The organism is Mesobacillus sp. AQ2 (assembly GCF_030122805.1).
GTDB lineage: Bacteria > Bacillota > Bacilli > Bacillales > Cytobacillaceae > Mesobacillus > Mesobacillus oceanisediminis_A.
Window position 1 is genome coordinate 579379 of record NZ_CP126080.1, and the last position, 15642, is coordinate 595020.

General features: G+C 41.9%; 15 protein-coding genes. 9 read left to right on the plus strand and 6 right to left on the minus strand.

Going from position 1 to position 15642, the window contains the following annotated elements:
* Positions 1–17: 17 nt before the first annotated feature.
* The gene (locus tag QNH36_RS02975; protein WP_144475500.1) at positions 18–854 is read left to right on the plus strand and encodes an STAS domain-containing protein; all 837 of its coding nucleotides are present in this window, start codon (positions 18–20) and stop codon (positions 852–854) included.
* Between the two features lie 452 nt (positions 855–1306).
* Here the strand turns inward: QNH36_RS02975 and QNH36_RS02980 are convergent, their stop codons facing one another.
* The gene (locus tag QNH36_RS02980) at positions 1307–2203 is read right to left on the minus strand and encodes a carbohydrate kinase family protein (RefSeq protein ID WP_283904631.1); all 897 of its coding nucleotides are present in this window, start codon (positions 2201–2203) and stop codon (positions 1307–1309) included.
* Between the two features lie 274 nt (positions 2204–2477).
* Between QNH36_RS02980 and QNH36_RS02985 the strand changes: the two genes are divergently transcribed.
* Entirely contained in the window at positions 2478–5693 is a 3216-nt protein-coding gene (locus QNH36_RS02985; RefSeq protein WP_283904632.1) for a M36 family metallopeptidase, read from the plus strand.
* A gap of 144 nt (positions 5694–5837) precedes the next feature.
* On the opposite strand, the gene QNH36_RS02990 is transcribed toward QNH36_RS02985, so the two are convergent.
* Positions 5838–6275, minus strand: a complete 438-nt coding sequence (locus tag QNH36_RS02990) for a VOC family protein (RefSeq protein ID WP_283904633.1) — start codon at positions 6273–6275, stop codon at positions 5838–5840.
* Between the two features lie 254 nt (positions 6276–6529).
* On the opposite strand from QNH36_RS02990, the gene QNH36_RS02995 reads away from it, so the two are divergent.
* On the plus strand, positions 6530–7162 hold the full coding sequence (locus QNH36_RS02995) for a LysE family translocator (RefSeq protein ID WP_283904634.1): 633 nt from the start codon (positions 6530–6532) through the stop codon (positions 7160–7162).
* Positions 7163–7261: 99 nt separating this feature from the next.
* Here QNH36_RS02995 and QNH36_RS03000 read toward each other — a convergent pair whose 3' ends face one another.
* Positions 7262–7606, minus strand: coding sequence for an avidin-fold protein (locus QNH36_RS03000; RefSeq protein WP_283904635.1), 345 nt, complete (start codon positions 7604–7606; stop codon positions 7262–7264).
* 365 nt (positions 7607–7971) lie between these two features.
* Here QNH36_RS03000 and QNH36_RS03005 point away from each other — a divergent pair, with 365 nt between their 5' ends.
* The gene (locus QNH36_RS03005) at positions 7972–8862 is read left to right on the plus strand and encodes an acyl-ACP desaturase (RefSeq protein ID WP_144475495.1); all 891 of its coding nucleotides are present in this window, start codon (positions 7972–7974) and stop codon (positions 8860–8862) included.
* Between the two features lie 865 nt (positions 8863–9727).
* On the opposite strand, the gene QNH36_RS03010 is transcribed toward QNH36_RS03005, so the two are convergent.
* Positions 9728–9871 (minus strand): hypothetical protein, encoded by a 144-nt coding sequence (locus QNH36_RS03010; RefSeq protein ID WP_186326687.1) that lies wholly within the window; start codon positions 9869–9871, stop codon positions 9728–9730.
* A gap of 397 nt (positions 9872–10268) precedes the next feature.
* On the opposite strand from QNH36_RS03010, the gene QNH36_RS03015 reads away from it, so the two are divergent.
* From QNH36_RS03015 to QNH36_RS03035, 5 genes are all read left to right on the plus strand, one after another.
* Positions 10269–10706, plus strand: coding sequence for an acyl-CoA thioesterase (locus QNH36_RS03015; protein ID WP_283904636.1), 438 nt, complete (start codon positions 10269–10271; stop codon positions 10704–10706).
* 21 nt (positions 10707–10727) lie between these two features.
* A complete protein-coding gene (locus QNH36_RS03020; protein ID WP_283904637.1) occupies positions 10728–11507 on the plus strand; it encodes a nitroreductase family protein in 780 nt (259 codons plus the stop codon).
* Between the two features lie 41 nt (positions 11508–11548).
* The gene (locus QNH36_RS03025; RefSeq protein WP_283904638.1) at positions 11549–12031 is read left to right on the plus strand and encodes an AraC family transcriptional regulator; all 483 of its coding nucleotides are present in this window, start codon (positions 11549–11551) and stop codon (positions 12029–12031) included.
* Between the two features lie 165 nt (positions 12032–12196).
* Entirely contained in the window at positions 12197–12634 is a 438-nt protein-coding gene (locus QNH36_RS03030; protein WP_283904639.1) for a GNAT family N-acetyltransferase, read from the plus strand.
* A gap of 115 nt (positions 12635–12749) precedes the next feature.
* Entirely contained in the window at positions 12750–13307 is a 558-nt protein-coding gene (locus tag QNH36_RS03035; protein ID WP_283904640.1) for a thioredoxin family protein, read from the plus strand.
* Between the two features lie 133 nt (positions 13308–13440).
* Here QNH36_RS03035 and QNH36_RS03040 read toward each other — a convergent pair whose 3' ends face one another.
* On the minus strand, positions 13441–14397 hold the full coding sequence (locus QNH36_RS03040) for an amidohydrolase family protein (protein WP_283904641.1): 957 nt from the start codon (positions 14395–14397) through the stop codon (positions 13441–13443).
* A 500-nt stretch (positions 14398–14897) separates the two neighbouring features.
* Positions 14898–15539 carry a pyridoxamine 5'-phosphate oxidase family protein gene (locus QNH36_RS03045; RefSeq protein WP_283904642.1) on the minus strand — a complete coding sequence of 214 codons (642 nt, stop codon included), beginning with the start codon at positions 15537–15539 and terminating at the stop codon, positions 14898–14900.
* Positions 15540–15642 lie beyond the last annotated feature (103 nt).

Below are 15642 nucleotides of genomic sequence, written 5' to 3' on the forward strand. Positions count from 1 at the left end.
TTAGGGAGTGAGAAACCATGAGCGAACAAACACAAGTTGATTTTCTTCAAAAAATATCTGATAAGATTCTTTTAGAGAAACAACGGCTCATTAAACACAAAACTCAGCTGAATTCCCACCAAACATCAACCAGAATTGACTCCCAGCTACAAGAGTGGCGTGAGAATATCGTTGACATATATGCACTTTCTGTTGCGAGTGATTTAGAAACTACATTCGAAGTATTAAAGGAATGGGGGCGGGAAGCAGTAGATACGTTAGTGAACTACAACCTTCCGCTGGAGATTGCTCTCGATGAAGTCAGAGACTATAGAAACCTTATAGGACACATAATCAAGGATGAAGCGATTGAGCTTAATTTGCCAATAGCCGACTTTTATGAATTATTATCTGACTTTGATGCCGTAGTTGACCGCGCTGTACATTGGTTAAGCATATCCTACACACGAATGTTCTACACTCGAATTAATGTAGCAGAAGCCTCTGCGCTGGAATTGTCCATTCCAGTCATTAAAATTTCAGATAAGATTGGCGTACTCCCTATTATAGGGGATATAGATACCCAGAGAGCTCAAGAATTGATGAACAAAGCTCTGATGAAAAGCAGTGAATATTCATTGGAACATTTAATCATTGACCTCTCGGGTGTGCCGATTATTGATACCATGGTTGCTGACAGGATCTTCAAAGTAGTAAGAGCATTGTCACTGTTAGGAATAAATACAATACTCTCTGGTATTCGCCCAGAGATCGCGCAAACCATGGTTAATTTAGGCGTTAATGTTTCGGACATCCCGGTAACCTCGGACTTGCATATGGCTATGGAGAGGTTATTGAAAGTAAAGATTGCTTAAGTTTAAAATAGGCTCTCCTTGATCATTAATGATTAGGAGGGCTTTTGTTTTGGGGATTTGAGGCCGCATTAGGGTGTATTTAGGGGGTAAAGATACCCTTTGGGAAGGGTTCGTGGTCACATAAGGGTATCTTTTAGGGATAGAGATACCCTTTGGGAGGGATTTGAGGTCACATAAGGGTACCTTTCAGGGATAAAGATACCCTTTGGAAGCGGTATGAGGTCACATAAGGGTACCATTCAGGGGTAAAGGTACCCTTTGAGGTGAGTTTGAAGCCAGATAAGGGTATCATTCGGGGGTGAAAATACCCTTTGATGAGGCTTAGAGTTTACATAAGGACATCTTTCAGTAATGGGCACGCATCCGGCTTCTCATAATTCCGCATGTACTGGTTGTTTTGTAAATTGTAATAGAGAAGACAGAGACCAACCGTAAAGTGGAGAACAGACTCTTTATAAAGCCCCCAACTTAGTGGCAGAAAGTGCACCGGCTTTATTGGCAAACTCAGTATACTCCTTTAATTCAGCTTCATTGTTAGGGATACCATTGTCATGAAAACGGGATAGAAGGGCCGCCATGAACGCGTCACCGGCACCTGTTGTGTCAATCGCCTTTACCGGAATTCCAGGGACATGTACGATCCTATTTTTATGTATGGCGTATGCGCCGTCCTTTCCTCTAGTGACAAATAGGAAAGGGATCTTCAATTGTGCAATATACTCTAAACCGGTTTCAAGAGTGTCTGTTTCTGTTAAAAATTGCAATTCTTCTTCCGTCATTTTTACGATATCGGCTTTTTGAACAAAGGAAAGAATCGTTTCTCTGCACTGGCTCTCACCTTCCCATCGCTTCAGCCGGATATTGGTATCGAATGCAATGTTCAAATTTTCTTCTCTTGCATAGTGGATAGCCTGTTCCGTTGTTTTTCTGGCAATAGGGTGAAAAAGAGTGCCAGATCCAAAGTAAAATAGCTTACTTTTTTGAAAAGGGCCGTTATCAAGTTCCCCTGCAGTGATCCACTCATCAGGCGTTTCGTTCACATACGAGTGGAAATAACGTTCTCCCAGCTCGTTTAAGTAGATATAAACCGAGCAAATTTCTTTATTCGAATCATAAGAACAAAAAGAAAGATCAACCTTTTCCTTCGTTAATTCGCTCTCAACAAATTTACTGCTCTCATCCCTTCCCAATTTGCATAAATAATACGATGGAATGCCATGTCTGCTAACCCCGACTGCCACATTAACAGTGGCTCCCCCTAATAATCGCTGAAACGTTGTATTGGAGAAATCCGTTGCGATCAAATCAACGATTACTTCGCCCAGTGATATAATCCCGTGCTTTTTCAAAGTGCTGCTCCTTCCGTTCATAAAAGATTTATGAATAGTTTACCAGCTAATTAAGCTGCTTGGAAAGCGTGTGAGACATAGGGGACTGAGAACCGTCCGGTTGCCCCGGCGCAAACCGTCTCTGTGACCTATCCACAAGTCCTATCCTCCATAGTTTCTTAGTAGTATTTTCATGACCTATAGTATGTATTTTGCCCTTGCGTGAGAGGTAAAACAGAGGAGACTCACGTATTCTTTCCTTGAAACAAGATTTTTCGAGGAGGGTTATGTATAGATGAAAAAACGGAAGCTCGTGACGGCTGTATGTTCGACGCTGCTGGCTGGCCAGGTTTTGTTAACAAGCGGTATCCATGCTGATGAAGTAAAAGGCCCTGTGACCGCAGAGGGAATCCAAGAGGATCATGAGTCCCATCTGTATGATGTCCGAAATGTGGTAAACACTGTTCTGCCGAACCAGAATCAACTTGATGCGGCTAACAAACTGATTCAATCAATCGGTTCCGGAACGAAGATTAAGTGGAACAACCTGTTTGGCACCCCATCAACCGTTATTAAAGAAAATGGATATTTAACAGCTCCTTCTAATGAGAGCGCTGAGACGATTGCCCGCAACTGGTTAAAGGAAAATGCAGCGCTATATGGTCTTCAGCCCTCGGACATCGACTCATTTGTGGTAAGCAAAAATTTCGAAATGCCAGGAACTGGGTTGCGTCCCGTTACCCTCCAGCAGACATTTGATGGCATTGAGTCAGTGTACGGAGGGCGTGTGATCATCGCCGTCAATAAAGATGGCCAAATCCTTTCCGCAGCCGGAAATCTAAGCCGTAAAACAAGCCTGATTGCAGACTTCCAGCTTTCAGAAGCGGATGCGTTAAAGAAAGCAGTGGATCTGGAATTGCCAGGCGTAAGCTTTGTTTCAAAGCTGTTGCGTACGGAAAACGGCTGGGCCGTTTTTGATGGAGGAGAGGTACTGCCGGCTGAGCAGCGTGTGAAGAAGGCAACCTTTATAACGGAGGATGGTGTCCGGCCAGCGTTTCGGGTGCTTTTCATCAAGGAGCTGAATGAAGGCTTTGAGATGGTGATCGATGCCGCAAACGGCAAGCTTTTATATCAGCGTTCCTTAGTTGATTATCTACTTGAAACAGAGGGACTCATCTTTGAGAACTATCCTGGTGCGCCAGCTGGCGGAACACAGGTTGCGAAGTCATTTAAAGGAGATCCAAAGGCGTCACCAAAAGGCTGGCTCATTCCGGGCACAAGCCTGGGATTGACGACATTCGGAAACAATGCCAACTCGTATGCGAATTGGAGCAACTTTTTAGTCCCCGCGGATCAGGCTGTCCGTCCACTTGCATTAGATGGCGATTTTAGCTTCATATTTAAAAACGCCTGGCAAAAAACAAACGGGCAAACGACACCACCATCCTATGCCGAGGACTTAAACAGTGCAGCGACGAACTTGTTTTACCATCATAATCTGTTCCACGACTATTTCTATAATCTTGGATGGACAGAGGCGGCTGGCAACCTGCAGCTTTCCAACTTCGGAAAAGGCGGAGTGGACGGTGATGCAGTCTTGGGACTTGTTCAGGCAGGAGCGCTGTCAGGAGGGGAGCCAACATATACGGGGCGAGATAATGCCTACATGCTGACACTGCCAGATGGAATACCGGCTTGGAGTGGAATGTTCCTTTGGGAACCGATTCCAGGGTCATTTGAAGGGCAATATGCAGACGGAGATTTTGACGCCGGAATCATTTATCATGAATACGCCCATGCGTTGACGAATCGTTTCGTTGCCGGCGGGGAAGCACTCGGCAGCCATCAATCAGGTTCGATGGGAGAAGGCTGGGGCGACTTCTTTGGAATGCACTATCTTGTTAAAAAAGGATTGCAGGAAAAGCCAATTGTTGGAGCATATGTGACAGGGAACGCAGAACGAGGCATCCGCAGTTATGCACTTGATGAGGCACCATACAATTATGGGGATGTTGGCTATGATGTCGGCGGCCCAGAGGTTCACTCAGACGGCGATATTTGGGCATCGATTTTATGGCATGTAAGAGATACATTGATTGATAGACTAGGGAAAACGGAAGCAGAATCAGTCATCGAGCATCTTGTCATGGATGCGATGCCAATCTCCGTTCCTGACCCATCAATGGAAGACATGAGAACCGCCATCATCGCAGCAGATTTTGAACGCTATGATGGAAAGCACTATGAAGCTCTATGGACCGCATTCGCACAACGGGGCTTAGGGGCCAATGCATTATCCAAGGGCGGTGATGATACGGATCCAGTTCCTGGGTTCAACCATCCAGATGGACAGCGAAATGGACAGTTAATTGGTAAGGTCGTTAACGCTGCTACGAATAAACCGATCAAGGATGCACGAATCATCATCGGTGAATTCGAGGCAAGAACAAGCCCAATTGCGATATCCGGGCAAAAGGGTGACTTTGGGGCATATATAACAGAAGGAACCTACGACATTACGATTCAGGCAAAAGGCTTCGGATCCAGGACCATTCGTGATGTAGCCATCAAGGCAGGGGAGAAGAACCGTTTAACGTTCACCATTGGGCCAAACGTCGCTTCGTCCTTTAACGGGGCAGCGATTTCCAACGTATCTGGATCATCGGACAGCAACCCGGTTAAGTTTGCGATTGACGACACGGAAGCCAGTGTGTTCGCATCAAATACGCAGGAAAATGGGTTCCTTGGTGCGGACTTCACCGTTGACCTTGCGGGAGATGAGCCAGTGGAAATTTCTCATGTTCAAGTGAGTGCCATGAAGGATATCTCAGGTTCACGATTTGCCACATTGAAAAACTTCAGCCTGCAGACGTCAATTGACGGTGAAAACTTCACAACCGTCTGGAAAGGAAAGTTTGAAGCCGGGAAGCCAAGACCAACGGTAGCCGACCTTCACTACCAGGGAATCGATCTTCCGCAGCCAGTTGAGGCAAAATACCTTAAATTTGTCGCACATGATGCGCAGGACAATGCAAAAGGCTTCGTTCAAGTGGCTGAAGTGCAAGCCTTCTCTGAGCAAAAATCCAAGATTGAACCGCTTAAACTAGAACCAGAAGCATCGTTTGCAGCTGAAGGCATGGTTCAGGCAGGGAATGCAGGAACAGGAATCGGAAGTCTGGCAGGTGTACCAGCGACTCTCGCCGTTACAGAGAATGAGTTCGTGACAACGCAAAACCCAGAGCCGGCATCCCAGGGGGCAGATGGATATGTTGTGACCCTTCCAGAGCAATATGGGGATGGCATCCATAACTTCACACTAAAAGGAAGCAATGACGGGTCATATGACTATGATGTCTACTTCTATAATAAAAACTTTGAGTTGATTGGAAGTGTCGCTACATCTGGGGCTGACGAAACAGGGGTCATCCCTGGCGGCACACGCTATGTGTATGTCGGATTATATTCGGGAGCAAATGTACCGTTTACTTTTACAGCTGCTAGTCCTTATTAGGGATTATGATAAAAGAAATAACAACCGGAATAGCATGTTAAATCGCATAGGATTTAGCATGCTGTTTTTTTGCCGGCTGTTATATTGCATAGAATCTAAAGGGTTTGGTAAACCCGCTAGTTGAGGAGAAACTTTTTAAAAGATTTATCCAATTTTCTCCGCTAATTCTAAAATAATTCCCTCTGGACCCCGAACGTAGCATAGCTTATAACTTTCTTCATATTGCTGGATCTCACTAAAGATTTCAGTGCCCCTATTTTTCAATTTGGCAACAATGGCTTCAATATCTTCAACAGAGAAGCAAATATGTTGGATACCTAGCGTATTAGCAAAAGGTTGCTGAATCCCTTTTTCATCGGATGGTGTATGAAATTTGACTAACTCTATCCATACCTGACCATCTGGCATCCCAAGTCCTACACATGTCGTTTTAACATCATTTAGCCCAACTATTCTGTCCAACTGTTCTCCAGCCATTTCCCATTCCGCCTGCACTTCAAGTCCTAAATCAATAAAAAACGCCTTAGCCTCTGTTAGATCATTTACATTTATACTTACATGATCGATTCTTTTTATCTTCATATCTCACACCTCTTCTATTCCTGATATTTTTAAACCCAGTATGCGTGTTAGGACTATCTGAAATTCTAATTCGCTTAAAACGGGAATTCTCCTTCAACAAACCAGGCCTGAAGGATGTCGATACATAAGATGCTGATCCTTCCCGGGTAAAACCATCTGAACTTTCAAAAGATTTATATTCATTTAATAATACGGTTTATATATAATACAGTGTAAGAATTACATATTATCGTTAACCAAAAGGGGGTAGTTATATGGAAAACTTTTATCTGTTTGTCCTCATGTGTATTTTTCTCATTATTTTACCTGGTCCCGATACTGCCATTGCGACAAAAAATACAATTGCCATTGGGAGAATCGGAGGATTTAAAACAGTTTTAGGCACTTGTTGCGCCCTTATGATCCACACTTCTGCTGCTGTATTAGGACTTTCGGCAATCATTGTAAAATCAGCGTTATTATTTTCTATCTTCAAATTCGCAGGTGCAGTTTACTTAATTTATCTTGGTGTCAGAACCTTATGGTCTTTGAGAAAAAAAGAAGAAGCAGCCACCGCTGAAGTGATCACCAAAACCCACCCTGAAAACGCATCCTGTTTTAAACAAGGTTTCCTTACCAATATTCTAAATCCCAAAGTGGCTGTCTTTTTCTTAACCTTTTTGCCTCAGTTCGTGGAACCTGGAAGTAATACCTTTATTCCGTTCCTTATGATGGGCATCACTTATACTGTATTGACTGCGGTTTGGTTTGTGCTTTATGTCTCCTTAATCAATCAAATTAGCGCTTTTATGAAAAAACCTAAAACACAAAATATTATTGAAGGAATCACAGGTGCAATACTGATAGGTTTTGGGATAAAACTAGCTCTAGAAAAGGCACATAATTAAGGTGGGTAAGCCCTTTGATTTTAACGATATCAAGGGGTTTTTTTTGTTGGGTAACTAAAATCCGAAAGACTGAAAATGACCTCTCGCTATTTAATGAATTTAAATTACAACTTCCTCAATAATTGAATTTCCCTCAGTTTGTTCTGCATCTAGCCATTTCCATTTCTCAAACAGCCTGATCCGACCGTTAGACAGGATTTCAGGAGTTGATACACATTCTCCTCCTCTAATTTCATTTTTTCTATTAATGTGGTTATACCTAAACTCTAAACATCCATCTTCATTAACAATACCAATTAGTAAGCCTTTGACAATTTCTCCTCCACTGTACGTTGCTGAGATAATATTCCCTTCTTGCTTATATCTAAAGGTTGTTTTTGAAGATACTTCGCCGTTAGCAGTATTATCAATTGATACAAATGTACGATTGTGATAATTAATCATATTTTTCTCCCCTTAATGTTTCTATCCTGGTTACGACCAAGAAGAATACAGAAATTGAAATGACTTCATATGTGATGAGTTCCATATATACATCATAAATGGCAAATCCCATATAACACAATGCAGTCATTTAATCTCTTTTTCGCCGCGTCGTTAGTAAGGTATCAGACCTGAAACCTCCATTGAGTAACAGAGGGCTAAAAGTCCCAAAATTATATAGAAGAATTTAAATTTTAGTTTTCTATAGTGTTAATGTGATATAGTTGAATTAAATTAGTAACAGGTCCTATAAGTTAGTTGTAAAAGGTTTTCAGGATTGGATTTCGGTTTATGAAACAAACTTTATTCGTCATGGAGGGTGTACTTTGCTAACTAACCATTTAGATTTCAGACTTGAACCAAAGGTCAGAGAATTATATGAAGAACATAAGAAAAGGGCGGAGAAGATAGACTGGGGCTATCACGAATTTCTGCCATGGGATAAGGCACAGGATTTCAGACGTGTTCCATGGGACGAAAGCCAGGTAACCCTGCCTGCATCTGTAATTACGGCTGTTGAAACAGCTCTCTTAACAGAAGTGAATCTGCCGTGGTTCACCTCTTATCTGGATCAGACCTTCAAAGGATCATTAACGGTCATCAAGGATTTCGTCCATACCTGGACAGCAGAAGAGGATCAGCATTCAAACCTTCTAGAAACATATCTGCTAATCACGCGTAATGTCAATCCGGACAGGCTTCATCAGCTGCATAAGCAAACCGTGGAAAATGGCTGGAACCCTGACTTCCATACGCCATTTGAGACGATGGTTTATACATCTCTGCAGGAGCTGGCCACCATGGTTTTTTATAATAATGTGGCAAAGGTAGCAGGGCCGCACGATCGGGATTTGTCCAGCCTGCTGCGGCGCCTGGCAAAGGACGAGACCTTGCATTATGCTTTTTACCGGGATGTCATAAAATATCATCTGCAATTGGAGCCTAATTACTGTTACTACCTGGGGAATGTCATCATGAATTTCAAAATGCCAGGTGCCGTCATGCCTGACTTTGAAGACCGGATGTCCATCATTGCCAAGGAAGCCAATTACGGCCCACTCGAGTATTTTGATCAGGTACTTGATGTCATCGTGGACTACTGGGAAATTGAAAAGCTGCGGCCAATCGCGCCTGAAGCTGAAAAAGCAAGGCTTGATATCCTTAGGTATCATGCCCGTTTAAAAAGGGTTAGGGACAGGTTTTATAAAACAAAATGATCAGATGAAACCAGCGGGGGCTACTGCTGGTTTTTTGTTGATTATTTATGTGATAAGAGTGCGACAAGGGGACGTTTCTGGTATTCGAGGTCTCATAAGGGAGTTTATTTGCGTATAAGAGACCCTTATGCATAGTGTTGAGGCTTCATAAGGGTACCTTTCGCTCATAAAGAGACCCTTATGCACGGTGTTGAGGCTTCATAAGGGCACCTTTCATGCATAAAGAGACCCTTATGCACGGTGTTGAAGCCTCATAAGGGCACCTTTCATGCATAAAGAGACCCTTATGCAGGGTAATGACGTCACATAAGGGCACCATTCGCTCATAAAGAGACTCTTATGCAGGGTAATGAGGTCACATAAGGGCACCATTCGCTCATAAAGAGACCCTTATGCACGGTGTTGAGGCTTCATAAGGGTACCTTTCGCCTATAAAGAGACCCTTATGCAGGGTAATGACGTCACATAAGGGCACCTTTCGCCCATAAAGAGACCCTTATGCAGGGTAATGACGTCACATAAGGGCACCATTCGCTCATAAAGAGACCCTTATGCACGGTGTTGAAGCCTCATAAGGGCACCTTTCATGCATAAAGAGACCCTTATGCAGGGTGTTGAAGCTTCATAAGGGCACCATTCGCTCATAAAGAGACCCTTATGCAGGGTAATGAGGTCACATAAGGGCACCTTTCGCCCATAAAGAGCCCCTTATGCACGGTGTTGAGTCTTCATAAGTGCACCTTTCCCCCATGAAGATACCTTTTGGCTAGTATTCGAGGCCTCGTAAGGGTATCTTTTGCGTGTAAAAAGAGACATTGTACCTCCGTCTTATTTTATGAAATCACCATTTTTCCAGGAATCAGAATTAGTTGCGCGATTTTAATTCTGACTCGTGTACCAGTTCAATACTCCTGCTTTTTAGCATTCTGATTTCTACATAGCCTGAATCATACTGATGCACAATGATATATTCTTTTCCTTGATAAATGACTATTTCTTCATTAGCCAAATAAGACTCCTCCTGAGATGAAAGTTTTAGATACTTTTACCTAAAAAATGGTTTGTTGAAACTTAAATATATGTTCATTGAAAAATAAAATTTACAGGGGCAATGTGAGAAGGCAAGGGGACGTTTTTGGTGTCCTGTGAATTGTAAGAATCTAGGAATCTAGCCGTATAATCTCGCGTACAGGCTGAAATGAGCATTGTCATGCTTCTTTTTTCCTTGGCTACATGGCTTCAAACAAAAATACTTCGGTTCCCGCGTGAGACACGAGAACCTGCCCTGTGTCCCATCAGTGTTTTGGGGCAAGAAATGTAGTAAAGGTATGGTGAAGAAGGATTTATTGCTAAAGGTGTTGAAGAGTGTATCTAGTATATGACTCTAAAAGTTAGTGGCAGGAGGAATGATGGTATTGCAGATGAGACCCAAATATGAAGATTTCCCACTAAAGACATTTGATAAGATTAGATATGCAGATACGGATCGGCAGGGACATGTAAATAACGCATTGTTTTCAACCTTCCTGGAAACGGGAAGAACGGAGCTTCTCTATGCAAAGGAGCCGCTGCATGCTGAAAAGGCCTCGTTTGTCATAGCGAGCCTTAAGCTGGATTTACTTTCAGAAATACGGTGGCCTGGAACGGTGGAGATCGGCAGTGCCATTACAAGAATCGGCAACAGTTCCTTGTCTTTATTCCAAGGAATCTATCAAAATGGAGAAATTGCTGCCGTGGCAGAAACCGTCATTGTGCAAATGGATGACGACACTAGAAAATCGACGCCGCTTTCCTCTGAAACAAAAGGGCGATTGAAGGAATATTTAGTGGAGCTAGAAAAATAGAAACAAAAGGAGTGATTTGTTTTGGAGTTGAATGAGGTAATCCATGGGCACCGGTCGATTCGAGAATATGAAGATCGGGAAGTCAGTCAAGAGCTGCTAGAGCGGATTTTAGAGGCGGGTATCCGTGCCTCGTCAAGCGGCAATATGCAAACATACTCAATCGTCGTCACGAAAGACAAGGAACTTAAGAAAAAGCTATACCATGCACATATGGAGCAATCGATGGTGGTCGATGCGCCAATCCTTTTAACCTTTTGTGCTGATTTTAATAGAATGAGAAAATGGCTTGCCCTTAACGACGCACCTGTACATTTTGATAATTACATGAGCTTTATGATCGGAGCCATTGATGCAGCTTTGGCCGCACAAAACTGTGCTTTAGCAGCGGAAAATGAAGGGTTGGGCATTTGTTATATGGGCTCAACGCTTGCGAATTGTGATCAAATTGGTGAATTGCTTAACTTGCCGCCAAATGTCGTACCCGTTGTCGGCTATTCATTAGGATATCCGGCAGAAAACCCTGCCCCGCGTGACAGGCTGCCATTGCAGGGACTTGTTCACTACGATCAGTATCACGATTATACGGATGATGATATTCAGGAAATTTATCAAGATCGTAATGAAAAAGGCTGGAACCGTTACATGGCCGTCCCGAAGCTTAAAGAAATGACAGAGCAATTGGGATTAAAAAACCTGGCTCAGATTTATACGATAGCCAAGTATACGAAGCAATCGCATCAGGAATTTTCACAAACTGTGCTCAACTACCTGGAGAGACAAAACTTTATGAATAATGAATAAGGATGCGGTAGGCCAAATCTTTTCAAAAAGGGGCAGAAAAAATGAATATCCTAATCAAGAACTTACCTGAAATGCAAATAGCCTATATCAGGCGAACGGGGAGTTATTTTGAACCCCAGGAACACTGGGGAAAGCTGATCCATTGGGCAGCCAGCAATGGACTATACCCTCCTCAGCAGTCATTCATCGGCATATCATTAGATAATCCGGATCAAGTGGAAAGCAAGGATTGCCGTCACGATGCCTGCGTTACATTACCAGACGGTTTTAATAAGGACAACCATGAAGATATGGAATTCAGGAAGTTGGATGGCGGGCAATACGCACTTTATTCCTTTTATGAAAAACCTGAAAAACTACATTCCGCCTATCAGTATTTGTTTGCCGAATGGCTGCCAAATAGCGATTATGCAGCCGATTATCAGAGAGAGAATCTGGAATTCAATATGAATAACCCATCCGAGGATCCTGAAGGGAAATGCCGAGTGGATTTATTTGTACCCGTTGAGAAAAGGACGTTTTAGAACATAGTGTCACCAAACAATGGTGACATTTTTACTGTGTACGAACGGGAAAGTTTAGCGAATCGCAAATCGACGATCCTTGAGGGCTGTATTTCTAAGTTCGACTACTTCCGGCGGCGTTGATCCAGGAAGTTGCATGAGTTTAACTTTTTAAGGGGTGTAAATATGAATTCTACGGCAGAGACAATACAGGAATTAACCAATAAAGAACAATGGTTAGAAGCTTTTCCAATTATGAATCAGTTACGTACTGATCTGACACAAAAGACATACTTAGAGTTACTAGAGGAAATGAGGAAAGATGGATATACTTTATATGCTTTATATAAAGATAATCGGATGGTATCCTTGGCTGGTTTAAACTGGAGGGTTAACTTCTATAATAAACGTCATGTATTTATCTATGATCTGGTGACTGATAATGCTCACCGATCTTCTGGATTTGGAGAGAAATTATTAAGTTATATACATAAGTGGGCAAAAGAAAATGGAGCTGAGTATGTGGCATTAGAATCAGGAATTCAGCGAGATAAAGCTCATCGTTTTTATGAAGAAAAACTAGATTATGATAAATGGTGCTATTCATTTAGAAAAACGTTATAAAATAGGCTAATGCCGCCACAAAAGAAGTATATATTCTGGATCCAGATGAAAGCAAGAATTGCCGTGACGATACCTGCACTACCTTCAGGACGGATATAACTTAGGAGGAATTTAAATGAAAACAGAACAACAGTATTTTGAAGAGGGAAAATCGATTCAAACTTATATGGATGAAATGAGGATGTTAAAAGAGGAAAGCTTTGCTGTTTATGAACAATTTCAACTCCCGGCAGATGGATTGGCTGAAGAGTTAAAAAAACATCAACTCCATTTCCTGACAATTACGGAAGATTGGTGTGGAGATGCCATGATGATCAATCCCATTATCCGCAAATTAGTTGAAGCGGCAGATATTGAAGTGCGCGTCGCATTGCGGGATGCAGATACAGATTTGATTGATCGTCACTTAACAAACGGCGGACGGGCAATTCCAATGATTTTAATCTTTGACAATCAAGGACAATTGCTTGGAAAGTGGGGACCTCGCGCACCCAAAGCTCAGCAAATCGTTGATGAAGTTCGTGCGGCACTGCCGCCAAAAGATGATCCCTCCTTTGCGGAGAAACAAAAAGAAGCCTTTGGTTCTTTAAGAAAAAGGTATACAGAGGAATCAGCTCTTTGGTCAGATGTTTATGATAGTTTTAAGAATACGATTTTAGCTATTTTGAAGTAGGGTAAAAGAATAGGATTACCATCCGAGAAGCGAGGGGACGTCCCCCTTGCTTCTTTTTTCGTCTTGTACAATATGGACACGGCCAAAATTAATTAGTTTTTTTGAATATTTCCGTCCCAGTGTCGCATTGTTGCTACTTGTTCTTTTCTAAGGAAAAAATGAGTTCATTTGCTTGCCGCTTATTTAGAAAATAACTTTTATCTTTAATGTTCAGATTCTTGGTTAGATCTTTAATTTCTTTAATCTGATAATCTGTTGGCGGCTGTTCTTCTATTAATTTTCTGAAGTTTTCTGATGCAACCATTGCCGCTGTTTCTGGAGATAACAGATCAATTAATTCATACATCGCTAGATAAGAATTTTCTAATCCAATATCGTACCCGGAATCTGAGCCCAATAAGAAGCGATCGGGGTATTTTTCAATCAAAGGTACAAAATCTTCTAGGTCTTGTTCGCTGCCTTTATGATAACGTGAAAACCCTGCGTAAAAATCAATATAAAGATTATCATATTGTTTTAAAAGTGAATCTAAATTTCCAGGAGAATTATATACATTCCCGTGTGCGAAGATAAAGATTGTTTTTGGGTGGTTCTTTAACGCTGTTTTAAGGGAATTGATGGGTACACCATTTGGAGGATCGATATGCAGTAAAATAGGTACTTTATATTCTCCAGCAAGATGATAAATTTCCGGCAATGCACCATCGTAGGGGTGTTTAGCCTTCCATTTTACATTTGCAAATGGCGAATAAGTAGAAGAGGCCATAATTTCCCCTATGTTCAAGTAACCCTGCTCTAATTTTTCCTTTACAAGTTCAACCCCGTTTTCATCTTTTTTTAGAGGAATTCCCGCAAATGAAGGAACGATATAATCGGTGTATTTTTTATAATACTTCCAGGTTAAACGATCAGATTGGACAGCAGATGGTTCCGATATATCACCGAATAATACGGTCTGGTCAATTCCATAAGTTTCCCAAACATTCATGTATGAACCGTAATCCTGTATTCTTTTCTCATTGCGATCAACTAAATGGACGTCGTGACTATGTACATCAATCAAAGGAAGCTCTTTATATACATCAATCAAATTTCGGCCATCCTCTTTTTGTTCGCGCATTTTTGTTATTTCAAGATGGAGATTAGGGTCACTAGTAAATTCGGTAACTGGAACAATTTTCACGGAATGATCGAAGAGGAAAAATAAAGCGAAAAGAAATAGTAATAGACTTATTATTAAAGTGATTCTTTTAATCGTAACTCCCCCTTTGCACTGTTTTCAGGATACCACAAATTGGTTATGAGTAGATGATATGGAGGGAACAACAGAGCCAGACGGTCATAGAGATATGTACAAGAAGGGGACACGGGCGTCTCATGAACTGGAGAAAACAGGGAGTTGCCATGCGCTCTGGTAAAGTGAATCTTCCTTTTCCAATTCGCCCCTGGAAAATGATGATGGTAATAAGGGAATGAAATGAATTGTGCTGAAGAAGGAGGATAGACATTATGCTATCCTCTTTAATCTGTCAGCTCAGGGGTTTTCATAACTATTTCGGTTTTGAGTGAGACGTCTACTAGTCTCTATGATCAATAAAGCCTGGTTGTATAACCTTCATTTAATTCCTTTGCAACTTGTTCAGCCGTCGTGTTTGGCAGCTTTGAGTGCGCAACTAGCATGTTTGGGACAGATGGAAGGGCATCTGTCTGTAACCATGATTCCGGCTGCCATAAGTTTGATCTTATAAATGCTTTAGCACAATGAGCGTAACATTCTTCGACTTCTACTAAAATACCAAACAAAGGAGTCTTTCCATTGACAGCTGTTTTTTCGAGAAGGTCAGAATCACGGGAGATATAGGCTTTCCCATTGATTCTTAAAGTTTCACCCAGTCCAGGTATGAGAAAGAGCAGCCCGATATGAGGATTGGTAATAATGTTATGAGCTGAATCCAGTCTGCGATTTCCAGGACGTTCGGGGATAAAAAGATGCTTTTCATCAAGAACTGCTACAAATCCGGGAAAATCTCCGCGTGGTGAAACATCACAATGGCCGTCGGTGTTAGAAGTGGACATAGATAAAAAGGGAGACTTTGAAATGAAGTTCTTACAATGATCGTCAATAATAGAAATCACTTTATTTGCTGCCCTCAGGCTTGGATTTCCGATCGAAGAACGAAACTCTTCAAATTCTTCCTGTGTTGAGATTATATCTTTATAGTTTGATATCATATGGTCACCTTTCAAATTGGATATTTGTAACAATGCTACCATTTTTTAAATTTTCATGCATTACTTCCAGGATCACTTGAAGATTCGATGAGGTTGTCAATTG